The organism is Sorangiineae bacterium MSr11954 (genome assembly GCA_037157815.1).
In the GTDB taxonomy this organism is placed as follows: domain Bacteria; phylum Myxococcota_A; class Polyangia; order Polyangiales; family Polyangiaceae; genus Pendulispora; species Pendulispora albinea.
In genome coordinates, this window is record CP089984.1 from 9,732,956 (window position 1) to 9,757,077 (window position 24,122).

The following is a 24,122-nucleotide window of genomic DNA, read 5'->3' on the forward strand; positions in this document are numbered from 1 at the left end:
ATGCCCGCGTCCTTTTCGCACGAAGGACTCGTCCTTCTCTTCCGCAACCGCCCCACGCTCGCCGCGGAGCTGCTTCGGGATGTGCTGCATCTCGAGCTGCCGGGATTCGAGCGGGTCACCATTGGCGAGGCTGACGTCTCGCAAATTACTCCTACCGAACGCACCGTCGATCTGGTGCTCACCCTCGAAGATGGCGACGGGCGACCCGAGCTCGCCATCATCGTCGAGCTTCAACTCCACCCGAACGGCGACAAGAAGTGGTCGTGGCCCCACTACGTCTGCGCGCTGCGGGACAAGCTTCGATGCCCCGTGCTCCTTCTCGTCGTCACCACCCGCGAAGACGTCGCCGCATGGGCGCGAGAGCCCATCGAGTTGGGCCGCCCCGGGGACCATATTCGCCCGTTCGTTCTCGGCCCCTCCGCGATCCCCGCCGTCCGAGATCCATCCGAAGCGGAGCGTGCTCCGGAGCTTGCTGTGCTCAGCGCGGCGGCTCATGGCCATGATGATCCGGGGATAGCCGTGCAGATTGCCTCCGCCGCCCTACAAGCCTGCCGTCAGCTCGACGACCAACGCAACGTGGTATACTCCGATCTCATCTTCATCTCGCTCAGCGCGGCAGCCAGAACCACCTTCGAGAAAATCATGAGTCAAGGCAACTACGTGTTCCAGAGCGAATACTTCCTCAAGCACCTTCGTGCAGGACGCGAAGAGGGGGTCGAAGAAGGCCTCGCCGCGGGGGAAGCCAAGGCGGTGATCGCCTTTCTCGAGGCCCGCGGACTCCCCGTCCCCGACGAAACACGCGCACGCATTCTCACGTGCAAAGACATCAGCACCCTCGATCGCTGGATCCGCAAGGCAGTCGCGGTCACATCGGCGGACGAGCTCTTTCACGAGTAGCCCGCCCCGCGAGGGGCCGCCGCCGAAACGTCAGCAGCCCCCGTGCCCCGGCCGCACGGGAAAGATCTTCCCCGGATTGAGCAACTCCTTCGGATCGAACAGGCGCTTGATATCCCGCTGAAGCTCGATCAGCTCCTCGGATTGCTCCAGCGGAAGGTACTCGGCCTTGCTCAACCCAATGCCATGCTCACCGGTGAGCGTACCGCCCAGTGAGATGGTGAGCCGCATCAACGCCTCGATGGCGCGATCGACCGCCGGGCGCTCGCCATCGTCGTTCCAGAGGAAGTTGACGTGGAAATTCCCGTCCCCCGCGTGGCCATATGTCAAATGACGGACCTCCGTGTCCGCGCCGATGACGTCGACCCCCTCGAGCAGCTCGGCGATGCGCGAGCGCGGGACCACGATGTCCTCCGATAATTTGTATTTTGCAAGCTTTCGCGTGGCCGGAGATAGCGCACGCCGCGCCTCCCAGAGGCGCGCCCTCTGCGCCGGATCTTGCGCCGCCAACAAGTCGATCAGCCCGGGACCGCCGGACAGAACCTCCGCGATCTGCTCGAGCAACGCCTGGGTGGTGGCCGCCTCGCCGTCGACCTCGATCAAGAGCATGCCCCGCGCCCGCGGATCGATGGCCACCTTTTGCGCGCGCACCGCATCGAGCGTGGCCGCGTCGAGCATCTCCAGGCAGCGCGGCACCAGCCCGCGCGCGATCATGCGGCTCACGGCCGCGCCCGCGTGGCGAACGTCTTCGAAGAGCGCCAGCACCGTGGCCACCTCGGGCGGCTTGGGAACCAGACGCAACGTGATCTCGGTGAAGACGCCCAAGGTGCCCTCGCTGCCCACGAGGAGCGACGTCACGTCGTAGCCGGTCACGCCTTTGACGGTGCGCTTGCCGGTGCGCAGCACCCGCCCGCCCATCAAGCATGCCTCGAGCCCGAGCACGTACTCGCGGGTCACCCCGTACTTGAAGGCGCGCGGCCCGCCAGCGTTCTCGGCCACGTTTCCGCCGATGCAGCAGCTCCCCAGCGAGTTCGGATCGGGCGGATAAAAGAACCCCTCGCGCTCCACCAGCGCGTGCAGATCGCCGGTGACGATGCCCGGCTCCACCACCGCGAGCAGATCCTTCGCGTTGATCTCCTTCACCTGCTTCATCGCGTCGGTCGCCAGCACGATGCCGCCGGCGACGGGCACCGCTCCTCCAGTACGGCCCGTGCCGCCCGCGCGCGGCGTGACGGGTACGCCGGTGCTCTCGGCGATCGTGAGCGTGCGGCGAATATCCTCGGCGTTCGACGCCAGAACGACGGCGGCGGGGACGCGCCCCGTGGCCTCGCTCTCGTCGCGCGCGTACGTCGCGCATGCGTCGCCGGTGAGCACCTTCGAGTCGCCCAGCGTGCGTCCGAGATCTAGAAGAGCTCGCGTGATCGCATCGGGTGATGGAAGCGGAGTTTTTGGGAGTGGAATGAGCACTCGGCTAACGTAGCGCGGCCTGCTGCAAAGTGGGCGATACGGAACACCAAAAACTAGGAAACGAATATGTACGCAGACCCCAAACCCCTGGAAAAACGAGCGCTCCCGTTTTCACCGGGAACCTTCGCCTCCTTTGCCTCGTTCATCGCGTTCGTCGCGCTGCTTCTCCTCCCTTCGCAGGCGCATGCGCAGCGCGATCTTTTGAGCCCGTCTGGCGGGAAGGGCCAGCTCGCCATCGACTCGCTCATGGGCTTTCGAATCGGCTCGTTCTCCGGCGTGTCGTACGCGGGGCCGCTCGGCTTCTCGACCCAGTCGTACAACGCGCACGACGTGACCAACAACAACGCCGAGATCACCCAGAAGCGCACCACGTTCTGGTTCGCGCCGTCGGCGGACTACTTCATCATCGACCACCTCTCCATCGGCGGGCTCATCGAGATTGCCGCGACGAGCGGCTCCGTCAAGACCAAGACCGTCGCCGGCGGCACCACCGCGGAGAACACGCGCGATCTGCCGACCACGACCGCGTTCACCCTCCTTCCGCGCGTCGGTTACATGATCCCGCTCAACAGCCGCTTCGCCGTGTGGCCCCGCGGAGGCATCGGCTACGCCTCGCGACAGGATGCGGTCGTCAGCGCCACGGACACGGGCAAGGACACGTTCTCGTCGGTCATCTTTGCGGTCGACGTCCCGTTCCTCTTTCGGATCAACGAGACCTTCTTCTTGAGCGCGGCGCCCGAGCTCCTCTTCTCGCTCGGTGGAAAGCATTCGATCGACATCGCCAACACCAGCCGGTCCGCGGACGCGAGCTTCTTCCAATTCGGCTTGGTCACCGGCCTCGGCGTTCTGCTCGACCTGTAACGCGGGACACGCATTCCGTAACACGAAGGGAGGACGCGTCAGTCGGGGCGCGTGGTTGGGATGGCTGCTATAAGGAAGCGGTGCAAAGTCCCTTCCGTCGTTTCTCGGGCACGCCGAACTACCTGACCAATGATTCGCTCGAGGCCGCCGTCAATTGCGCGCTGGCCCTCGAGCGCCCGCTCTTGGTCAAAGGGGAACCGGGCACCGGGAAAACCCTGCTCGCCCAAGCCATCGCCGAGAGCCTCCAGCTTTCGCTCATTCACTGGCCCGTCAAGTCCACCACACGCGCCCAGGACGGTCTGTATGTCTACGACACCGTTCAGCGGCTCTACGACGCCCGCTTCGGCGACGGCGATGTGAAGGACATCCGCCATTACATCAAGCTCGGACCGCTGGGGCGCTCGTTCGCCGGGAGCGAGCGGGTGGTCCTGCTCATCGACGAGGTCGACAAGGCGGACATCGAGTTCCCGAACGATCTCCTGCACGAGATCGATCGCATGCGTTTCCACATTACGGAGACGGGCGATGAAGTCGTGGCCAGCGAGCGGCCGGTGGTCATCATCACCTCGAACAACGAGAAAGAGCTCCCCGACGCCTTCCTGCGGCGCACCGTCTTTCACTTCATCGACTTCCCCGATGTGGAGCTGATGAAGCGCATCGTTCGCGTCCACCACCCCAAGCTCGAGAACGAGCTCATCGATCAAGCGGTGGTCGCCTTCTACGAGCTGCGCGAGATGCCGCGCCTGCGCAAGCGCCCGTCGACCAGCGAGTTGATCGACTGGATCAGCGTGCTGAAGCAAAGCGGCGTCGGCAAAGAGCGCTTCGTGAAAGAGCTGCCCTTCCTCGGCGTCCTCTTGAAGAAAGAGCAAGACGTGGAGACATACCGCGCCGCCAAAAAAGGCGGCGGCTGGCGCGCATAGACTCGTAAAACGAGCCGCTACTTCATGATCGGCAGGCGCTTGCGACCTCCGGGGCCGCCGCTGCGGTCGATCTCGGGGGGCGCCTCTTCTTCGCCTTCGGTGCGGCGCGCATCGACGGCGTCGGTGAGGCGCTCGGCCACCGTGACGAAGGCGCGGGCGATCGGGCTGAAGGGGGACGCTTGGACGACAGGCGTTCCTTTGTCGCCCCATTCGCGCACGCTCTGATCGATGGGCACCTGCCCCAAGAGCGGCGCCTTGGCGAAATCGGCGATGGCTTGGCCGCCGCCGCGCCCGAAGAGCTCGTGCTTCACCCCGGCGGTGTCGATGAAGTAGCTCATGTTCTCGATGACGCCCACCACGGGGATGTTGACCTTCTCGCACATGGAGACGGACTTGTAGACGTCGTCGGTGGCCACGGCTTGCGGGGTGGTCACGATCACCGCGTACGGTGAGCTGATACGCTGCGCGAGGGTGAGCGCCACGTCGCCGGTGCCGGGCGGCAGATCGAGGATCAGATAGTCGAGCGCGCCCCAGCGCACGTCCTTGAGGAACTGCAAGAGCGCGCCGTGGAGCATCGGACCGCGCCAGACCACGGCGGCCTTGGGATCCTCGAGGAGAAAGCCGATGGACATGAGCTTCACCCCGAAGCGCTCGAGCGGCTCGATGCTCTTGCCGTCGAGCGACACCGGGCGCCCGGTCACCCCGAGCATGGTGGGGATCGACGGGCCGTAAATGTCGGCGTCGAGGAGCCCCACGCGAAAGCCCGCGCGATGCAGCGACATGGTCAGGTTGGTGGCGCACGTGCTCTTGCCCACGCCGCCCTTGCCGCTCATCACCAGCACCACGTTCTTGACCTCGGGGAGCGGATCCTCCGGGCCCACATTTCGCCCCTGCACATCGGCCTGCCAGCGAACCTCGAAGCCGGCCACGTCGGGCAGCTTGGCCAGCGCCTCGCGCACCTTGGAGCCGAGCTCCTCGCGCGGGCCGCGGGGCCGGAGCGTGACAGTGACGTCCCGACCGAGGACGACGACCTCCGCGAGCGCCGACGGATCGGGCAGGAGCGGGCTTAGGGCTGCGATGACTTCTTCTCGGGTAGCCATGGGGGTTTGCGAGAGGAAGTAAGCTGCGGCGGGCCCCGCGTCAAACCCTTCGGTGAGCCCCCGGCCGATTACCCCGGGCCCCGAATGGCGATTACCGCGCCTCCCGGTAGACGATGAGCTTGCGTTCGGTCATTTCCTCGATGGCGAAGCGGACTCCTTCGCGCCCCAGACCGGAGTCGCGCACACCGCCGTAGGGCATGGAATCGACGCGAAACGTCGGCACGTCGTTCACGATCAGCCCGCCCACGTGCAGCCGCTCGAAGGCCTGGCGAATGCGCGTGTGCGAGTCGGTGAAGATGCCGGCTTGCAGGCCGTAACGCGAGTCGTCGGCCATCGCCAAGGCGTCCTCCCAGCGCTCGTAGCGATGCACGGTGAGCACCGGACCGAACACCTCCTCGTCGACGATCTTGAGCCCGCGCCCGGAGCCCTCGATCCGAACGATGGTCGGCGGCACGCGCGGCCCCTCGGGTCTCCCTCCCGCGAGCACCTGCGCGCCGGCGCCCGCGGCCTCGTCCAGCCACGCGCCTACCCGGCGCGCGTTGTTTTCGTCGATCATCGGCCCCACGAGCGCCTTGGGATCGAGCGGATCGGTGGGCACGATGGCCCGGGCGCGCGCCACCAAGTCCGCGATGAAGCGCTCGGCGATGGGCGCGTGCACATAGAGGCGCTGCACCTTGATGCACACCTGCCCGGCGTACCCGAAGGCGCCGAACGTGACGCGCTCCGCCGCGAAGTCCAGCTGCGCGTCCTCGTGCACCAGGGTGGTGGCGTTGCCGCCGAGCTCCAGCAGCACCCGCTTTTTGCCGGCGATCGACTTGAGATGAAAGCCGACGTTCGCGCTCCCCGTGAAGGACAAGGTCGCGAACCGATCGTCGCGCACCAGGCGCTCGGCCACCACGTTGTCGCACGGGACGACTTGCAGCGCGCTCTCCGGCGCCCCGCTCTTGCGCACCAGCTCCGCCAGGAAGAGCGACGTCAGAGGCGCCTGCGGCGCGGGCTTGAGCACGATGGCGGCCCCGCACGCGAGCGCGGGCGCCACTTTGTGCGCGACCAAGTTCAGCGGGAAATTGAAGGGCGAAATGCCCAGCACCGGCCCGGCCGGCACCCGCGTGTACTCACCGCGGTATCCGCCGCTGGAGGCGGTGATGTCGAGCGGGATCACCTCGCCGCCGATGCGGGTCGCCTCCTCGCTGGCGATCTCGAACGTCGACACCGCGCGCAGCACCTCGACGCGCGCCAGCGCCAGCGGCTTGCCCGCCTCGCGCGCGATCAGCTCCGCCAGATGATCGATGTTTTGCTCCAAGGCGTCCGCGATGGAGCGGCAGATTCGCTTGCGCTCGTAGCTCGTCAGCCTCGCGAGCTGCTCGGAGGCGCGGACGGCGGCGACGATCGCCTCTTCGGCGGTGGCCGCATCCGCACAAACGACATCAGCGAGCTTCTTTCCCGTCCACGGTTCGAAGACCGGGAGAAGAGGCCCGCTGACGATGTGACGAGAGGCGACATAGAGACCGGGGTCGATGGGGAGCACGCGCGTAGTCTTACATGAAAACGCGCGTGCGCTGCCCCGCGGCGGCCCGGGAGTCTAGGGAGCCTAGGGTGCTATTCGGCCTTGGCGCCGGCGCTGGCAGCGACGGCGGTGGCCTTCTTCGACTTGGCCTTGCCGGCCTTGCCCGTGGCCGCGCCCTCGTCGCCCTCGGCAACGACGGGTCCGGTCGCGTCGACCCACTCGATGAGCGAGATGGGCGCGCCGTCGCCCCGGCGGGGGCCGACCTTGATGATGCGCGTGTAGCCGCCCGGGCGCTCGGAGAAGCGCTTGGCGAGGTCGACGAAGACCTTCTCGACGAGGTCGACCTTGACGCTGGTGCCGGCCTTGTTGTCGACCTTCACGCCGAAGCGCGGGATGATCGAAGCCACCACGCGGTGGGCGTGCAGGCGGCGCGCCTTGTCCTTGTCGGACAGCTCGGCCTGCGGCGTGTAAGCGGCCGTCCCGAGGCGCTTGGCGCGCGTGACGAGACGCTCGGCCACGCGGCGGAGCTCTTTTGCCTTGGCGTCGGTGGTCTCGATGCGCTCGTGGAGGATCAAGTTGGCCGCGAGGTTCTTCAACATAGCGCGGCGATGGCTGGTATTTCGGTCGAACTTACGACCCGCGTTTCCGTGACGCATGATGCTGTCTCCCTAATTTCTTTCCGAAGGTTTCCTGAGCTCGCGTCACGCCTGCGCTTGTTGAGCCTTCCAGCGCTCCAGCATCTGCGGCCAATTGTCGATCTTCATGCCGAGCGAGAGCCCCATGTTGGCGAGGATCTCTTTGATCTCCTTCAGGCTCTTACGCCCGAAGTTCTTCGTCTTCAGCATGTCCTGCTCGGTGCGCTGAACGAGCTCGCCGATCAGGGTGATGTTTGCGTTCTGCAGGCAGTTGGCCGAGCGGACGCTGAGCTCCAGCTCGTCGACGCTGCGGAACAGGTTCTCGTTGAGCGGCTCGTCCTCGCCGCCGGGGGCTTGGTACGAGGTCTCCTCGGTCTCCTCGAAGTTGATGAAGATCGAGAGCTGCTCCTTGAGGATCTTGGCCGCGTACGCCACCGCGTCCTGCGGCTTGACGCTGCCGTTGGTCCACACTTCGAGCGCGAGCTTGTCGTAGTCGGTCGCCTGCCCGACGCGCGCGTTGGTCACCGTGTAGTTGACCTTGCGGGTGGGGCTGAAGAGCGCGTCGATGGGGATGGTGCCGATGGGCATGGTCGCCGTCTTGTTCTTCTCGGCGGGGACGTAGCCGCGGCCCACGTTGACCGTGAGCTCCATCGACAGGGGGCCCTTCTTGTCGAGCGTGGCGATGAGGTGATCCGGGTTGAGGACCTGGAGCCCGTCGACCAGCTGGATGTCGCGCGCGTAAATCGGGCCGGGGCCCTCTTTCTCGAGGCGGACGGTGTAGGTCTTCGGCTGCGCGGCCTTGAGGACGACCTCCTTCAAGTTGAGGATGACGTCCGTCACGTCCTCCACGACATCGGCGATGGTCGTGAACTCGTGGAGCGCGCCGTCGATGCGGATGGCGGTGATGGCCGCGCCCTGCAGCGAAGAAAGGAGGACCCGGCGGAGCGAGTTGCCGATGGTGATGCCGTAGCCGCGCTCGAGCGGCTCGCACGAGAACTTGCCGTAGAAATCGGTGAGGGTCTCGCCCTCGATCTGAATCCCGCGGGGGCGAATGAGATCCCGCCAGTTGCGCGTGATGACGGTGCTGCTGCTGCTCATATGTCCATTCCTTCCTTGGCTGCCTATTGAAACGCGGCGATCCCAGCTCGCTTCGGAACCCGCTCCTCTGCGAAACCCGTCGCCTGCCCGTTGACGAGACGTTTCCTGATTACTCGATGAACGAGGCCGAGTGAATTAGCGGGAGTAGTACTCCACGACAAGCTGTTCTCGAATCGCGGGCTCGTTCAGGTCCTCGCGGACGATGCCGCCCTTGAACGTTCCCTTGAAGTTTTTCCTGTCGAGCTCGAGCCAGTTCAGGGCCGGGCGCTTGTCGATCTGCGCCAGCGCGCCTTGAATCCGGCCGATTTCGCGGCTCTTGGCGCGAATTTCGACGGTGTCCCCCGCCCGCAGCAGCATGCTCGGCACGTTGGACTTCTTTCCATTGAGGAGCACGTGATTGTGCTTCACCAGCTGGCGCGCCTCCGTCCGTGAGGAAGCGAAGCCCAACCGGTAGACGACGTTGTCGAGCCGGCCTTCGAGCAAGCCCAACATTTCCGCGCCCGTGCGGCCCTTGCGACGGGCGGCGTGCGCGTAATACCCCTGAAATTGCCGCTCCTGAACGCCATAGACGCGACGGACCTTCTGCTTTTCACGCAGACGGACGGCGTATTCGCTGAGCTTGATGCGCCCTTGTCCATGCTGTCCCGGGGGGTAGGGCCTTCGGGTGACCCCACATTTTTCCGTGTAGCACCGCTCTCCTTTGAGGAAGAGCTTCGTTCCTTCCCGGCGGCATAACTTGCACACCGGACCAATGTATCGCGCCATTCCTTATCCTTTTTCGGGGCTTCGAACGGCGGAAAATCCGCAGAAAGAAGCCGAAAAACCGGTTTACGCACTCCAGAGGGAGGCTTCATCCCGGCGTACCTGGCTCGCAGGCGGGGGGGCGCACCATTTACGACAACTCCGCGGAAAAGCAAGGGGGGCTCGTGCAAGTAGCTCTCCCGAGGGCCCCCACGGCGCCTGTTCGCGCAGAGTGCTACGTGAGCGGGCGCTACGACATCCAACCACGGGCACGCCCCCATCCCGGAGGCGAACCAGGAGCCCCTCCTCCGATGCGACCTTTCCTTCCTCTTCTTGCCGCGTCTGCCACCACCATCGCCGTGCTCGCTACCCCGGTGCTCACCGGCTGCCCCGCGAGCGCGTGCCCCATGCCCAAAACGTCGACCCTGACGATCACCCCGAACGAGGGCTCGCCCGCCGTGCCGGCGTGCCTGTCCACCAAGCTCACCTCCTGCGCGCACCCCACCGTCGAGCTCTACAACTCGTGCGATGTCGCGCTCTATGTGCCGGTCGACTACGGGATCTTCGTCGAGAAGGTCACGCCGGGCACCGAGCTCGAGGTGCGCGCCAAGCAAAACCTCGTCTACGAGATCAAGTCGGAGAAGGCGACCTCGCGGACCTCGAAGCAAGAGGACTACACGATCCCATTCCGGCTCGGCAAAGACGCGTACACGATGGCATTCTCCGCCTACGCCGACTCGTGAGACGCTCGCAAAACGCTAGGCGGCGGTGACCCGGTTTCGTCCTCGCTCTTTGGCGAGGTAGAGCGCCGCATCGGCCAGCGCATAAAGGGAGGCCGCCGTCTTCGGCTTCTCCGGCAGCGCGCCATCGCTCGATCCGCTCGAGGGCGAAGACGCCAGCGGCTCGTCGGCCGATTCGGCAGGCTGCTCCAGCTCCTGATCGGAGAACGACGCAGGGTCGAGCGTCGCAACGCCAATGCTCACGGTGCCTCGGATGATGTGCTTGTCGAACGAGAACTGCGCGGCCTCCACGACCTTGCGCACCTTCTCCGCCGTGGCCATCGCACCCGCGTGCTGCACCTCGGGCAAAAGAACGCCAAACTCCTCGCCGCCCACCCGAGCGAAGATGTCCTCGCGACGCAGCTTCCCTTTCACCTCCAGGGCCAGCTGCCGCAGCACGAAATCGCCGGCGACGTGACCGTAGCGATCGTTGATTTGCTTGAAGTGATCGAGGTCGATCAAGAAGAGCGACAGGTGCCGTTTGTAGCGGCGCGCGCGGTTGAACTCGCGCTCGAGCGCCTCGCCGAAGTAGCGCTTGTTGAAGAGCTGCGTGAGCGCGTCCACCGTGACCAGGCGATAAATTTCCTCGTGGTAGCTGGTCTCGATGTTGTCGCCGGTCATGAACTTCAAGATCGAGCGGCCAATCTTGATCTGATCGCCGTCCGCCAAGCGGTGCTCGGTGATGGCCACATCGTTCACATACGTGCCGTTGGTCGAGCCCAGATCCATCAAGGTGAAGGAGCCACCGCCGGCGGCGGCGATGCGGGCGTGATGGCGGCTGATGCTCTCCTGATCGATGGAAAGATCGCTCTTGGAGGAACGGCCAATCTCGAAGTGACTATGCGCGAGCGGAATCCGCCGGCCAAGCTCCGGTCCGTAGATCACGACCAAGCACGCCTCGCCGCCGCGCCTTAGACTCCCGTCCGCGAGCGCGGCTGGGCTTACAGAAACTGTATCGCCGTCGTCGTCGTCCCGCCCATCCATCACTTCCGCAAGTATAGACGGGCGGGGGATGCTGTTGCCCGTAAGAAAACCAGTCGGGGTGCACGAGTCCACGAGCCCGAGGAGACCCACGGAGGCCGTAGGCTCGGGTGTCAGGTCGAGGGGCAAAGCCCACAAGGGCCTCGCCCGTCGGCGTTCTCTCGCTAAATCGTGAGCTCTTTCACCTGGATATTGGCTCGATCGGCGATGCCGAGCCCCAGATCGGCCGCGGCCTTGATGTAGGCAGGCGCGCGACCTTCCGCGGTCAGGGTGCGGAGGCCTTTGTCCGCACGGAATTTTTCCACGATTTCCCAGCCGATCGTGTCCATGGCCACCGGATCGGTGGTCGCGAACACCGACTCGTACGGGTACCGATACTGGGGTTGTTTGTCGAGCGGCCCCCCATGTGCCATCACCTGGAAGGCGTCGGTGATGCACAATCGCACGCGGCTCTTGATGACGTCCTGCGCGTAGAGCACCGCGATCTGCGGCGACGCATGGTGCGAGTGGAAGTAGTGCGGATAGATCTGCGTGCCGTGCGTCATGTTCTTGAGGCACCCGGTGTAGCCGCAGATCGAGTGGTCTTTGATGAGCGAGAAGTTGATGACCGCCGTGGACTCGGTGAGCGCGCGACAGAACTTGGTGCGCACCCCGGTGCCAGGAATGAGCCGCTCCGGCATGGTGGTGTCGCCGTTCGCGTGGATCGAGATTTTGACCCCGGAAGGGACGTTCTTCTCGTTGATACGTGTACCTTGCAAATAACTGCCGTACTGCTCCAGCACCGTGATGCTCGACGCCGGAATGCCGTACGCGATCATGGCCTCGAGGAAGGGGATCACCAGCTCCTGGTTGGTGGAGTGGTTTCGCAGGGCGATGCCATTGACCTTCACGCAGACCTTGTCGTCTTTGTGCACGAAGCGGCCCACCGCCTTGGGCAGATCGGGCTCGCCCGTCAGCTCGGTGAGGGCCTTGGTCAGCATCTCCCTGGCCGCGTCGGCCTTGGGGTAGACTTTGTTTGCCTGCAGCGAGCCCGATTTCGTCACCTTGACGATGCGGCCTGGCGCGGCGAACGGGGTGAAGCCTGGCGGCGGGCTGGCCGCGAGGTTCGGCTCCACGACGGGTCCTTTGGCGGCCTCCGCGATCTCGCTTCGCAGAAGGGTCGCACCGGCGGCGGCGGCGACCGCGCCACCGAGAAAGGAACGCCGCGTCGATTCTCCGTTGCGTGAATCGTCGGACGCCGTGCCTCCGGCTTCAGAGTGACGTAGCTCGCGGTTTTCCCCCTCGCGCAGTTCGGCAGCCATGATTCGACACTCCTCTTGATCACGCGTTCGATCATGCCCCGGCCGAAGCCAGCAGCATGCCGTTCGAGTTTCTCCGACACGATACACCAGGCGCCCGCAAGCGAGCACTTTCCCGCGAGCGATCTCGTTCGGGGCCGCTCGAGCTCACCCTCATGATGGGCCGTCCGTTGCTGTCGGGTCCGCATGTCCGGGACACCCCTTGGACTGTCCGGGCCAGGGGTTTCGCCTTGTAAGTACGCGGAATTACAGAAGCTCGTGTCTGGTACGCGCGTCGCTATGAGGGTCTCACACGGCGCGATGACGCGGCGTGAACACGGATCAACAGGACAAACAGGAGAAGCCAAGATGGACTTGCACTTGAACAGCACCAACGGGACGAACTCTCCCCGTCATTTGCACCCCATGAAAATCGCCTACACGGTCTCGGAGCGTCAGGGCCGCTCGTTTTGGACGCGGATCGGCGTCGGGTACATCAATCGAGATGGCTCCATCAACATCCGGCTCGATGCCATGCCCGTGTCGGGCAACCTTCAGCTCCGCGACTGGACGCCGCGCGGCACGGACACCGACAACGAGGTCCCGCCTCCGCGCCATAGCAGCGTTCAGCTGGATGACGCGGTATCCGCCACCTCCAACGTGAGCCTCGACGACGGTGCAAAGCGCACCGCCGACATTCCGTTCTGACGGAGCTCGCATGACCACGACGCATTCCTCCGAAGGCGCTGCGACGAGCTCGCGCAGCGCCTCTGCGTCGCCCGGGCTCCCCACGTGGGGGCGGGTGTGGCGCAATTCCCTCCTGCGGCGAGCGCTCCTCCTCGTCGCGGGGCTCGTCGTTCTCGGCATCGTGGGAAGGGCCGCAGGGTCCGGCGACACGGCGCCGTCTTCTTCGTCTTCCCCGCCGACCGCGATGGTCACGGCGGCCGACGCCTCCGTCGAACCTTCGTCCCCCAGCCCCTGCGTCGCCGTCACCTCCGGCGCAGATCCTTTGCTCGGCGCGCCCGCACCCGCGCGCGGTCGCGAAGGCGAGGCCACGGAGGACGATCCGGTGGTCCTCAACACCGCCACCGTGAACGATCTCCGGCGTCTTCCGGGGGTGGGAGCCAAACGCGCCGAGGCGATCCTCGCCCTGCGCACGCGGCTCGGGCGCTTTCAACGCATCGAAGATCTGCTGCGGGTCCGCGGCATCGGGCGGGCCAGCTTGCGGCGGCTGCGCCCCCTGGTCCGCATCGACCCGCCGTCCGGCGCTACCCCTCCGCGCCCTTGACCCGCGCAATGTCGGCGCCGAGGAGGCGCAGCTTCTCCTCGAGCCGCTCGTAGCCGCGATCGAGGTGGTAGACGCGGCGGACCTCCGTCTCACCGTCCGCCACCAGGCCGGCGATCACCAAAGACGCGCTCGCGCGCAGATCGGTGGCCATCACGCTCGCCCCATAGAGGCGATCCACGCCTTGGACCATGGCGATATTTCCGCGAAGGGCCACATTCGCCCCCATGCGCGAGAGCTCGGGCACGTGCATGAAGCGATTCTCGAAGATGGTCTCGCTGATCACGCTCTCGCCGCGGGCGAGGCACATCAGCACGAGAAACTGCGCCTGCATATCGGTGGGAAAGCCGGGGTGCGGTGCCGTGGTCACGTCCACCGCGCGCAGCGGGCCCTCGCGCCACACGCGAACCCCCTGCGACGATTCCCCTGCCCCACCCTCCGAGCCCACGCTCTCCACCTTGACCCCCGCCTGCCGGAGCTTGGCGATGAGGGCCTCGAGATCCGAAAGCTCCGCCCCTTCGACGAGGACGTCACCGCCGGTCGCCGCGGCCGCGACCATGTAGGTGCCGGCCTCGATGCGATCGGGGATGATCGCGTGGTCGAATGGCGCGAGGGTCCCCGGATCGCGACCCACGATGTGGATCACGTCGGTGCCGGCGCCATCCACCTCCGCGCCCATCTTGTTGAGAATGCGTCCGAGCTCCTCGACCTCCGGCTCGCGCGCACAATTGACGAGGGTCGTTCGCCCTTTTGCGAGCGCCGCGGCCATCATGAGATTTTCCGTACCGGTCACGGTCGGAAGGTCGAAATACACCTCGGCGCCACGCAGACGGCCACCGCCATTGGGTCCCTCGGCGATGACGTAGCCGCGCTCCAGGCGAATGCTCGCCCCCATCGCCTCCAGCCCCTTCAAGTGCTGATCGATGGGGCGCGCACCGATGGCACACCCGCCGGGCAAGCTCACCTTGGCCCGTCCAAAACGCGCCAGCAGCGGTCCGAGCACCAGCACGCTGGCGCGCATCTGTTTGACCAACTCGTACGGGGCCTCGGGGCGCACTTTGTCCCCGGCGGCCACGCGCACCTCGGATCCGTCGACCTCGACCCCGCGGCCGAGAAAGCGTAGGAGCGCGGCGGTCGTGTGAATGTCGCGAAGCGCAGGGACGTTGCGAAGCCGCGTTTCGCCATCCGAGAGCAGGGCGGAGCACAAAATGGGGAGGGCTGCGTTCTTGGCCCCGCTGATGCGAACTTTGCCGCGAAGGGTAGCCCCTCCGCGCACACGAATGGCGTCCATGGTCCGAACTTGCCTGATGCTTTCCCGTTTTCCAAAGAAAACGACGTCGACGGGGAAACGCCCGGGCGAGGACGGGCGATTCCTCGTGGTGACGGGCGCTTACTTGGCGACGCGCATCAGGCCGGTAAGGGGGCCGCTGACATTGAGCCAGTAGACGAATTTGTCGGTCACGCCGATGGACGTGGGGCTGCCTTGCCCCTTGGCGATGGGCTCTGGACTCGGCGTGCCGCCATCGGGCAAGGTGGCGTCCAGCGGGAAGCGGTAGATCGTGCCGCCGTTTCGATCAGTGTAGTAGACGTACTTCGCGTCAATGGCGATGGCCGGCTCTACGAGCGACTGACGCACGAGCGCCGTGGCGTCGCCGCCGGTGCCGTCCTTCGGCGCTCGATAGAGACCTCCCAATTCGCCGCTGTTGTCCTCCGCGACGACGTAGTACGCGTTCGAGCCGACGGCAACGGCGTTGGGATAGACCAGAGGGACCCTGGCGACGGTCGTGGCGGCGACCGGCAGGGTCCCATCCAGCGTTGCGGCGGCAATGAGCTTGGCGTCACGAGCAATCCAGACGAATCGAGTTCCGTCGAGCACCAGCGAGCGACCACCCGAAAGGCCACCCTGAGACGTAGCGACGATCGTCGCCTTGTTCGTGCTCCCATCGAGCGGAAAACGTCGGAGATCGCTCGCTACATTGGTAATCCAATAAGCATCCGCGCCCACGATGGCCGTCGATCGCGGACTGCCTACGGTATCCGTGGCGAGCACGAGAGAACCACCATCGCGCAAACTGCACGGGAGCGTATTGTTCCCAAGGCCCCAGCAGACGCGCGTGCCATCGGACGAAGGTCCTTTCGGTCCTATTTGCGGCGCAGCGATCGTATCGATCCTACCGGCTCCATCGAACGGCACGTAATACACGCCACCGACGTCCAATCCATTGGTTACGACGGCGCCACCTTGATCGAGGGCCAAATCCGTCGAATAGGGAAGCGCCGCCACCGACACCGGAGCAAACCGAACCGGGTCGCACTTACCCGCCGTGCACGTCGCCCCCGCGCCGCCGCACGAATGGTCGCAGTCGCCGCAGTTATCCGGATCGGTCTGAATATTCTTCCCCGGACATTTCCCGCCAGGGCCCGAATCGGTCTTCGACCCATCGATCCCCCCATCGCTCCCGGGATCGGGGCCGCCACCGCCGGTGCCGCCCGATTTGAGCTCGCAACCGTAGAACGACAAGAACGTCGCGGCGTTGGCCGTGAGGAAGCCCAGGAAGAGGTTACGGTATCGCACGGAAAAAGTTCATACCATCCCTTCGGCGGATCCGTACCGCCCTTTGCAACGGTGCGACAAAGGTTGTAACGGCGCGCGAGGGCGATGGACCTGGGCTCAGCTCATGTTTTCGATCCGTCGGGGTCCTTCTTGACGGGCTTCAGACGCGCGCGAAGGCGCACGGCGTAGCCCTCTTTGTTCTCTTGGCGGACGCGCGAGATCGCGAGTGCGTCCGAAGGGACATCGCGGGTGACGGTGGTGCCGGTGGCAACATAGGCGCCGTCGCCGATGGTGACGGGGGCCACGATCTGGGAGTCGCTGCCGATGAAGGCGCCCTCGCCGATGACGGTGGTGTGTTTGCGGTAGCCGTCGTAATTGCAGAAAATGGTGCCGGCGCCGATGTTCGCGGCGGCGCCTACCACGCCGTCGCCCAGGTAGGCGAGGTGGTTCGCCTTGGCGCCACGGCCGAGGCGCGTCTTTTTCGTCTCCACGAAGTTGCCGACGTGGGCCTCCTCGCCGATGTCGCTGTCGGGGCGGACGTGCGAAAAGGGACCGACTTGCGCGCGCGGGCCCACGTGCGAATCGGCGAGCACCGAGTACGGCTTGAGCACGGCGCCGTCGTCGACGACCACGTTGGTGAGGACGCAGCCCACGTCGATGGTCGCGCGCGCGCCGATGACCGTGTTCCCGCGGAGCACCACGCCCGTTTCGATCACCGTGTCGTGGCCGATGCGAACGCCCTCGTCGATGCGCGCGCCCGCGCGAACCGTCACGCCCGAGCGGCGCAGATCGCGCGCGATGCGCTCGTGGATGGCGATCTCCGCCTCGATCAGCTGCTGGCGGTCGTTGACGCCGAGGAGCACTTCGTCGCGCGAAGGGGCGGTGCGCACGAGCTGGTTCGAGCCGCGCGCGAAGGAGACGACATCGGTCAGATAGAGCTCGCCCTGCGCGTTGTTGGGGCGGAGCTCGGCCAGGGCGGTGTGCCAAAAATCCAGCTTGGCGATGAAGATGCCCGGGTTGATTTCACGCACGGCGCGCTCGGCATCGGTCCGCAGATCGCGGTGCTCGCGGATCTCCACGATGTCGCCGCGTTCATCGCGCAGGATGCGGCCGTAGCCGTGCGGATCGGCGACCTCGCAGGTGGCCAGCGCCAAGGTGCAGCGCGCATCTTCCTGGAAGGCCCGCGCGACCTGGCTCAGGTCGGCCGCGGCGAGCAGCGGGGCGTCGCCGTAGAAGACCAGGGCGGCGTCGCAGTTGTCGCGGGTTGCGTCGACCGCGTCGAGGCCGGACTTGGCGGCGTCGCCCGTGCCGCGCTGCGACTCTTGCACTGCCGTGCGCACGCGATCGCCGAAGGTCTTCGCCAGGTACGACGAGACATGCTCGCGACCGTGGCCCACCACGACGATCACCTCGGCGCACCCCGCATCGAGCGCGGCGCGCACAGGAAAGTAAATTAGCGGGCGGCCCGCCAGGGTGTGCATCACCTTGGGGAGCTCGCTCTTCATCCGCGTGCCTTGGCCCGCGGCCAGGATGACCGCGGCCGTGCGTTCCATCCGTACCGTTTCTCGTTCGCTCATCGTGGGTCAGTTTGCGTCGGATTCGTCCCCGGGTTGAAGCGAAAACTGGAACGCGATGCCTCCGACCGCTGGGGAGAGCACGCGAAGCTCAGCGCCGTTGCGCCGTAGAACCTGGCTGGCGATGGTCAGACCCGTGTCGAGCTCCAGCGAGTGCCCCGAGTCGGAGGCGAGCACCACGTGGGGATCGAGCAGCCGCTCCGTTTCGTCCGGGCGGATATCGATCGACGTATCGGAGATGGTGATGCAAGGCTGACCCGCCTCCTCGTGCAGGTGCACCGCGATGGGCGAGCGGCGCGAGACCCGGGTGGGGGCGCGGTGCAGGAAGGAAAAGACGCTCTTCAGCGCGAGCCGCAGGTCGTCGCCCGAAACGGCGGTCACGAGCTCGTGACCGGCCTGCGAAGGAACGATGGCCGAGTCTGCCCCCACCTCCACCAGGATGGAGCGAACCAGCTTGGCCACGTCGGTGCGCTCGCGCAGCGAGGTCCGCGGCGGTTCGGCGAGGCGCTCGAGGCCCGAGACCAGCTCGGCGACCCGGGTGAGCGCGCGGGCCGCGTCCGACGAGGGCGAGAAGGTGGTGGCCAAGGAGGCGCTCAAGCTCGCGAGCGGCTGGCGAAGCTCGCCCGCGACCGCGCGACCCAGGCGCCCGGCCAGGGAGAGCTTTTCGGCCTCCACCAGCTGATCGCGCGTCGCGACCAGCTCGTCCATGCGCAGCGCCAGATCCTGGTAAGCCTGGTGCAAACGGCGGGAGGCGGCGATGCGCGCGCGGAGCTCGGCCGGGGAGAACGGCTTGGTCAGGTAATCGTCGGCGCCGCCCTCCTCGAGCCCCGAGGCGACCGCCTCTTTGCCCGCGCGCGCCGTGAGGAGGATCACCGGCACCTGCTTGAGCACCGGATCGCGCTTGAGCGCCGCGACCAGCTCGAACCCGTTCATCTCCGGCATCATCACGTCGGAGACGACGACGTCGGGCAAGTACCTCCGGGCCGACTCCAGCGCCAGCCGCCCATTCTCGACCGCGACCACGTCGTACTGCGCCCCCAAGAGCTCCGACACGTAGGCGCGCATATCCACGTTGTCCTCGGCCAGAATCAGCCGCGGCTTCCCCGTGTACGCGATGGGCGGCGTGCTCGAATCGCGCGTCTCGCGACCATCGCGCGCATCACGCATGGCGGCGAAGGCACCGAAGCGCGCCGGCGGCTGCGAGACCGACTCCTCCGCATCGTCGAACCCCACCCCGAGCAATGTGATCTGGTCCGCGTTCTTCGGGAGGTGCACGAAGAACGACGATCCCTTCCCGGGCTCGCTCTCCACGCCGACGGTTCCGCCCATCTGCTCCGCGAACTCTTTGACGAGCGCCAGCCCGATGCCCGTGCCCTCGTACCGTCGGGATGCGGAGCTGTCGAGCTGCGTGAAGCGCTGGAAGAGGAGCGGGATCTTATCGGCCGGGATCCCGATGCCCGTATCGGTCACGCGAAGCTCGATGCCCTCGTCGCAGCGGGTGAGCAGCACGTCGATGCTGCCGCCCGACGGCGTGAACTTGAGCGCGTTGCCGACCAAGTTGAGGACGATCTTCTCGAACATCCGCGGATCGAGCGGGACGCTCCCCGGATCGGTGTCCGGCGCCGGACCGCGGAGGGTGATCCCGCGCTGCTCGGCGACGGGCCGCGCGTCCTCCACCACGTGCGAGACCACCTCGGCCACGGCAACGGAGCGCCAATGGACCGTGGTCTTACCCGCCTCCAGCTTGGAGAAGTCGAGCAAGTCGGAGACCAGCCCATTGAGGCGCGCGGTGTTGCGGCGCACGCGCTCCAGCCTTTGGATCACCTCGGGGGCGAGCGCGCCGGCTTCGCCTGCCAAGAGCGAATCGAGCGGCCCCAGGATCAAGGTCAGCGGCGTGCGCAGCTCGTGGCTGACATTGGCCAAGAACTCGCCTTTGGCGCGGGCGGCGGCTTCGGCGGCCTCCTTGGCGCGGAGCAGCTCTTGCTCGGCGCGCTTTCGATCGGTGATGTCCTCGGAGATGCCGAGCAGGTACCTCGGCTCGCCGGTCTCGTCGAGCAGCGGGATCTTCTTCGTGTAGAGCCAGCGCTCCTCGCCGGACGGGGTGCCCATGCGCTCGTCGACGGCCACCAGCTTGCGACCCTCGAGCACCTCGCGATCCTTGGCCCGGAAGAAGTCCGCGTTCTCGGGGGTGATCTCGTAGTCGGTCTTGCCGACCAGCTCCTCACGGTTCTTGCCGAGGAGCGTCTCGCCCGCCTTGTTGTAGAGCAAGAGCCTGCCGTCGGCCGCGTCTTTCACGAAGAGCATGATGGGCACGTTGTCGACTATGGAATCGAACAGGAAGTTCAGCTTCTTGTGCTCGGCGGCCAGCGGGTGCTTGCTGATGCTCTTGCGGCGGGCCATGTCGAGCAGCTGATTGAGCCTCGCTTCGAGCGCCCGCATGGCCGGCTCGTCTCCGGCGCCGGCAGAGCCAAGTGAAATGGTCGCCTCGGTGTCGCGCTCCAGGGCCTCTTCGAGCTGCGCGTTCAGCGCGTCGACCAATCCGTCCGTTTGCTTCGCTGTGTTGCCGCTCATGCTCGTCCTCCGCCCACACACCGCGTCTTCATCGCACCACCGCCCCTCATCGCGTCGTCTTCTGCCTCTCGCGAGAGCTTGGAACGACTTCCGTTTCCTCGGAAGAAGGTGGTGGTGCGAAGCTCTCGCCCATCGTGATCTGTCTTCGCAGCAGCGCGATGGTACGCGCGCGCTGCGCCGCCTCGCTCTCCGAAAGGAACGCGCGGAGCCGCGCCTCCAGCCGGGGAATGGCTCGGTAATAATCGTCGATCGTCGCCGTTTCGGGGTCGGCTCCCACGTCCTTCAAGGCGCGGCGCAACGTACCAGGACCCAACAAAGGCGAGAGCCCGCAGAGGGCGAGGACTCTCCGAAAAAGCGTTTGCTCTTCGTTCACGTTCGTGACCCGCGGCTCGACCATCAAGATGCGATTTGACCCGTTCCTTTGAGCGCGCCAACCCAAGCAAGTCGTCGACGACGGACTTGGCAAGATGGCATGAAGGTCAGCCTCATACAATCATGCAAACGCTTATTTTTACTGCGATTGGAGCTTCCATCCACGATGTGGAAATGGTCTGTACGCGATCGCTCCGATTCTTCGAGGGAAGCGAGCCGTTCCCCAAAGTGGCTATAAAACTCGACGATGGCTGAAATTCTTCACCCCCTTCCGGTCGTGATCCAACGCCATCGAATTGACGCGCCATCGAGCTCACGCAAAATGCGACATGTCGCGCGAAACGGTCTCTCGTGCGGATCCACGCCGCGGCACGAATCCATGCCAATCCGCCATCCATCGCCGCGTTCGCCCCGTGCGTCGTAGCTCATCTGGTCCCCCAAAATGAGCCGAGCTCGAGAAGGTACCGACCTATCGCGTGGCGGGGCTCGCGAGGCCACCCGGCGCGCACCCGGGAGGTCCCGCAGAGCCCCGACCTCAAAAAACCAGGGGGAAAATCGCGCTTCGAAAGGGCGGCCACCTGCCAGATGGCATGCTAGCGTGTGCCACAAGGCAGGGATCCACCAATGGCACGAGTAGAAGCCCTCACCAAGCTCCTGGGCGGCAAGCAGGTGCTCGGTCGAACCGTTACCTCGCGATTCGAGCTCGTTCCCCTGGTCCGTGAGGGCCTTCCCTATCAAGCGCTCGAAGCGATCACCCGCAAGCTCGATTTATCCGTGGACGCCACGACCAAGTCGTTGCAGCTCCCCAAGCGCACGCTCTCACGAAGAAAAAAATCGCAGCGGCTCGATGCGCTTCAATCCGAACGGGTGCTCCGCCTCGCGCACGTCGCCACGCGGGCCACCGAAATATTGGGAAGCGAAACGCGCGCACGAAGCTGGCTGCTCGCGGAAAATCGCGCGCTCGGCGGCGACAGACCCATCGATTTGTTGGATACGGACATCGGAACACAAGCCGTGGAAGACGTGCTCGTGCGGGTCGAGCACGGCGTGTTCAGCTAGCGCCGCGCGCGCGCCCGTTCACGTTTCGTGCTCGCGTTTCGTGTTCACGCTTCGTGTTCGTGTTTCGCGTTCTTGTTTTCGTTCGTGTTTTTCGAACGCGTTTCTCTCGTTCACACGTTTATCGTTGAGCGATTCGTTTAGCATCGCGTTGCTCGCGAAGGCTTTGACTTCGATCGGGCCCGCTCCTTTGTTTCATTTCTTCCTCGCATCGCCTTCTTTTCTCACCTCATGCTCATTCTCTGGCGCATCTGCCGTCGCAAGTATGGAACGACGGCGTTCAGCGGCGAGGGCGCGAAGCTCGCCGGCGGACGCTGGAACCGCAAGGGCACCCGCATCTCGTACTGCGGTGGAAGCCTTGCGCTCGCGGCGCTGGAGATGCTCGTCCACGTCGATGTCAATGAGCTCCCCGGCGATCTCGTATGCCTGCGCGCCGCGGTTCCGGACGAGGTGTCGTTCGAGCAAATCGACGTCACCAAGTTGCCACGGAACTGGCGGGCGACCCCTGCACCGGATGCGTTGAAGGACATTGGAACCGACTGGGTGGTACGCGGCTCGAGCGCAGTGCTCGCGGTACCGTCGGCCATTATCCCGTCGGAAATGAACTACTTGGTCAATCCAGCACACGCGGATTTCGAACGTGTTGCCGTGGGGTTGCCGGAACCTTTCGGGTTCGATCCGCGGCTTCGTCGCCCGACAGCGCCCCCGCCCACTCCGCCAAAGGTCATCAAGTTACCGAAGGGCACCCGGACCCGAGCTTCGTCGAAAAAGAGATAGCAGAGAGTTTCGTTATAATAGACACAGTTACGTCTTGACGAGACAACGCTCTCGCTCCACTCTGCCGTCACTATGGGGTCCCCTATCGCGGCACGAGGTCGCGGTGTTTTCGCGATTTTCACGCTTTCTGGCGTCATGATTCTGCGTGCGTCGGCGGCGGAGGCGCAGCAGCCGATTCCTGAGCCCGTAGTTCCGGCACCGGCCCCGCCCTCTGCTGGAACACCTCCTCCGTCTACTGGAGCGCCAGCCCCGGCAACTCCGCCTGCGCCTCCTCCTCCCGCTCCTCCTCCTTCGAGCGCGAGCCCGGCGCCTTCTTCTTCTGTGGGCGGCGCTCCCGTCGAGAAGTCGGCCATCGCCAACTTGGAGGAGCGGCTCGACGAAGCGGATCAGCGCTCGCGGATCGCGATGCGAAAGCTCGAGCTCATGGAGGAGGCGGCAGCGGCCAAAGAGAAGGCGCGCGCCGTCGTCAAGATGGGCCCAGGAGGCTTGGCCGTAACATCGGCGGATGGGGCCAACACCTTGGCGTTGCGCGGTGTCCTTCAGGTCGACGGGCGCATCTTCGTCAACGATGAGCACAAGCTGACCGACACGTTCATCGTCCGGCGCGCGCGCCCCATCCTCGATGCCACGCTCGGAAAGAACTTCACGGCGCGCTTCATGCCCGACTTCGGCGGCGGGCAGACGCTCCTCACCGATGCCTATGTCGACGCCCGGGCCGCGAACGAGTTCGCGGTAACGGTCGGCAAGTTCAAGCCGTCGGTGGGGCTCGAGCGGCTGCAGGCCGAGCAGGCCACGTACTTCGTGGAGCGCGGCTTGCCGACATCGTTCGTGCCCGCGCGCGACGTGGGCGTGGCGGTGCACGGCGATCTTTTCGGCAACCGGCTCGGTTACTCGGTGGGCCTCTTCAACGGTGTCGTCGATGGCGCTGCCACGGGCGATGTCGACTTCGATGACTCGAAGGAGGTCACGGTCCACCTTTATGCGCGGCCCTTCGCGAGCACGTTGAAGGACGTCCCGCCCCCGCTGCTCTCGGGGTTCTTCATCGGCATCGCGGGCACGCGCGGCGAGAAGACGGGCACGGCCGCCAACCCCTACCTTCCCCAGTACCGAACCACTGGGCAGAACGTCTTTTACTCGTACATCGCGGATGCTTCGGCCACCGCGCCCGCGGGTTCGACGGCCGTGGCCGCCGGTGTTCACAACCGGCTCACCGGCCACATCTACGTGCCGATTGGCCCCTTCGCGCTCCTCGGCGAATACGTCGCCTCACAACAGCGCGTGGCGCGCCTGGCCTCATCGAGGCTCCTCACGCACCAAGCGTGGAGCGTCACGGGGGTGCTTGCGCTCACCGGCGAAGACGCCAGGTTCGAAGGGATTGCTCCGAAGCATCCGTTCGACCTCTCCGAGGGTCATGTGGGCGCCATCGAGCTGGTGGCACGCTATGGCGGGGTCGAGATGGATCGCGACTCGTACAACGATTTTTCGCTCGACACCCGATCCGCACGGGCCGCATCGGAGCTCGGCGCCGGGCTCAATTGGTACCTGACGAGGAATTATCGCGTGACCGGTGACTATTTCTATACCGAGTTCCGCTCGGGAGGGGCCTCGGCGGCAGGCGGGCGTCGCGACCTCGAACAAGTCTTCCTACTTCGCAACCAAGTCGCCTTTTAGGG

The 24,122-nt window shown here is 65.6% G+C and carries 21 protein-coding genes and 1 pseudogene; 9 read left to right on the forward strand and 13 right to left on the reverse strand.

Features of this window, described 5'->3' with window-relative positions:
- Nucleotides 1–897 carry a hypothetical protein gene (locus LZC94_37970; GenBank protein WXB13611.1) on the forward strand — a complete coding sequence of 299 codons (897 nt, stop codon included), beginning with the start codon at nt 1–3 and terminating at the stop codon, nt 895–897.
- Between the two features lie 30 nt (nt 898–927).
- On the opposite strand, the gene LZC94_37975 is transcribed toward LZC94_37970, so the two are convergent.
- On the reverse strand, nt 928–2,361 hold the full coding sequence (locus tag LZC94_37975; GenBank protein ID WXB13612.1) for an FAD-binding protein: 1,434 nt from the start codon (nt 2,359–2,361) through the stop codon (nt 928–930).
- A gap of 66 nt (nt 2,362–2,427) precedes the next feature.
- Between LZC94_37975 and LZC94_37980 the strand changes: the two genes are divergently transcribed.
- Nucleotides 2,428–3,222 (forward strand): hypothetical protein, encoded by a 795-nt coding sequence (locus LZC94_37980; protein WXB13613.1) that lies wholly within the window; start codon nt 2,428–2,430, stop codon nt 3,220–3,222.
- Between the two features lie 80 nt (nt 3,223–3,302).
- Nucleotides 3,303–4,142, forward strand: coding sequence for a MoxR family ATPase (locus LZC94_37985; protein WXB13614.1), 840 nt, complete (start codon nt 3,303–3,305; stop codon nt 4,140–4,142).
- A 17-nt stretch (nt 4,143–4,159) separates the two neighbouring features.
- Here LZC94_37985 and LZC94_37990 read toward each other — a convergent pair whose 3' ends face one another.
- The 5 genes and pseudogenes from LZC94_37990 to rpsD all read right to left on the reverse strand — a co-directional run bounded on the left by LZC94_37990 (nt 4,160) and on the right by rpsD (nt 9,247).
- Nucleotides 4,160–5,242, reverse strand: a complete 1,083-nt coding sequence (locus LZC94_37990) for an Mrp/NBP35 family ATP-binding protein (GenBank protein WXB13615.1) — start codon at nt 5,240–5,242, stop codon at nt 4,160–4,162.
- A gap of 91 nt (nt 5,243–5,333) precedes the next feature.
- Complete coding sequence (locus LZC94_37995) at nt 5,334–6,770, reverse strand: aldehyde dehydrogenase family protein (protein ID WXB13616.1); 1,437 nt, start codon at nt 6,768–6,770, stop codon at nt 5,334–5,336.
- Between the two features lie 191 nt (nt 6,771–6,961).
- A pseudogene (gene rplQ, locus LZC94_38000) lies at nt 6,962–7,405 on the reverse strand (50S ribosomal protein L17).
- A 45-nt stretch (nt 7,406–7,450) separates the two neighbouring features.
- Nucleotides 7,451–8,482 (reverse strand): DNA-directed RNA polymerase subunit alpha, encoded by a 1,032-nt coding sequence (locus LZC94_38005; protein ID WXB13617.1) that lies wholly within the window; start codon nt 8,480–8,482, stop codon nt 7,451–7,453.
- Nucleotides 8,483–8,617: 135 nt separating this feature from the next.
- The gene (gene rpsD / locus LZC94_38010) at nt 8,618–9,247 is read right to left on the reverse strand and encodes a 30S ribosomal protein S4 (GenBank protein WXB13618.1); all 630 of its coding nucleotides are present in this window, start codon (nt 9,245–9,247) and stop codon (nt 8,618–8,620) included.
- A gap of 287 nt (nt 9,248–9,534) precedes the next feature.
- Between rpsD and LZC94_38015 the strand changes: the two genes are divergently transcribed.
- Nucleotides 9,535–9,966, forward strand: a complete 432-nt coding sequence (locus LZC94_38015) for a hypothetical protein (protein WXB13619.1) — start codon at nt 9,535–9,537, stop codon at nt 9,964–9,966.
- 15 nt (nt 9,967–9,981) lie between these two features.
- Here the strand turns inward: LZC94_38015 and LZC94_38020 are convergent, their stop codons facing one another.
- Nucleotides 9,982–10,887, reverse strand: coding sequence for a GGDEF domain-containing protein (locus LZC94_38020; GenBank protein WXB13620.1), 906 nt, complete (start codon nt 10,885–10,887; stop codon nt 9,982–9,984).
- 260 nt (nt 10,888–11,147) lie between these two features.
- Nucleotides 11,148–12,284 (reverse strand): DUF362 domain-containing protein, encoded by a 1,137-nt coding sequence (locus tag LZC94_38025; protein ID WXB13621.1) that lies wholly within the window; start codon nt 12,282–12,284, stop codon nt 11,148–11,150.
- A gap of 345 nt (nt 12,285–12,629) precedes the next feature.
- Between LZC94_38025 and LZC94_38030 the strand changes: the two genes are divergently transcribed.
- Together LZC94_38030 and LZC94_38035 are read left to right on the forward strand one after the other, a co-directional pair.
- Nucleotides 12,630–12,968, forward strand: a complete 339-nt coding sequence (locus tag LZC94_38030) for a hypothetical protein (GenBank protein WXB13622.1) — start codon at nt 12,630–12,632, stop codon at nt 12,966–12,968.
- A 10-nt stretch (nt 12,969–12,978) separates the two neighbouring features.
- A complete protein-coding gene (locus LZC94_38035) occupies nt 12,979–13,548 on the forward strand; it encodes a helix-hairpin-helix domain-containing protein (protein ID WXB13623.1) in 570 nt (189 codons plus the stop codon).
- On the opposite strand, the gene murA is transcribed toward LZC94_38035, so the two are convergent.
- The 5 genes from murA to LZC94_38060 all read right to left on the reverse strand — a co-directional run bounded on the left by murA (nt 13,529) and on the right by LZC94_38060 (nt 20,644).
- Nucleotides 13,529–14,836, reverse strand: coding sequence for a UDP-N-acetylglucosamine 1-carboxyvinyltransferase (gene murA, locus LZC94_38040; GenBank protein ID WXB13624.1), 1,308 nt, complete (start codon nt 14,834–14,836; stop codon nt 13,529–13,531). The genes LZC94_38035 and murA overlap by 20 nt on opposite strands.
- Before the next feature lie 99 nt (nt 14,837–14,935).
- On the reverse strand, nt 14,936–16,120 hold the full coding sequence (locus tag LZC94_38045) for a hypothetical protein (protein WXB13625.1): 1,185 nt from the start codon (nt 16,118–16,120) through the stop codon (nt 14,936–14,938).
- A 101-nt stretch (nt 16,121–16,221) separates the two neighbouring features.
- Nucleotides 16,222–17,652 carry a bifunctional UDP-N-acetylglucosamine diphosphorylase/glucosamine-1-phosphate N-acetyltransferase GlmU gene (gene glmU, locus LZC94_38050; GenBank protein WXB13626.1) on the reverse strand — a complete coding sequence of 477 codons (1,431 nt, stop codon included), beginning with the start codon at nt 17,650–17,652 and terminating at the stop codon, nt 16,222–16,224.
- A gap of 30 nt (nt 17,653–17,682) precedes the next feature.
- On the reverse strand, nt 17,683–20,244 hold the full coding sequence (locus LZC94_38055; GenBank protein ID WXB13627.1) for an ATP-binding protein: 2,562 nt from the start codon (nt 20,242–20,244) through the stop codon (nt 17,683–17,685).
- Between the two features lie 46 nt (nt 20,245–20,290).
- Nucleotides 20,291–20,644: a hypothetical protein gene (locus tag LZC94_38060; GenBank protein WXB13628.1), complete on the reverse strand. Its 354-nt coding sequence runs from the start codon at nt 20,642–20,644 to the stop codon at nt 20,291–20,293.
- A gap of 596 nt (nt 20,645–21,240) precedes the next feature.
- Here LZC94_38060 and LZC94_38065 point away from each other — a divergent pair.
- The 3 genes from LZC94_38065 (at nt 21,241) to LZC94_38075 (ending at nt 24,120) form a co-directional block, all read left to right on the forward strand.
- Nucleotides 21,241–21,675, forward strand: a complete 435-nt coding sequence (locus LZC94_38065; GenBank protein ID WXB13629.1) for a DUF2384 domain-containing protein — start codon at nt 21,241–21,243, stop codon at nt 21,673–21,675.
- A 228-nt stretch (nt 21,676–21,903) separates the two neighbouring features.
- The gene (locus tag LZC94_38070; protein ID WXB13630.1) at nt 21,904–22,449 is read left to right on the forward strand and encodes an RES family NAD+ phosphorylase; all 546 of its coding nucleotides are present in this window, start codon (nt 21,904–21,906) and stop codon (nt 22,447–22,449) included.
- A gap of 135 nt (nt 22,450–22,584) precedes the next feature.
- Nucleotides 22,585–24,120, forward strand: coding sequence for a porin (locus LZC94_38075; GenBank protein ID WXB13631.1), 1,536 nt, complete (start codon nt 22,585–22,587; stop codon nt 24,118–24,120).
- Nucleotides 24,121–24,122 lie beyond the last annotated feature (2 nt).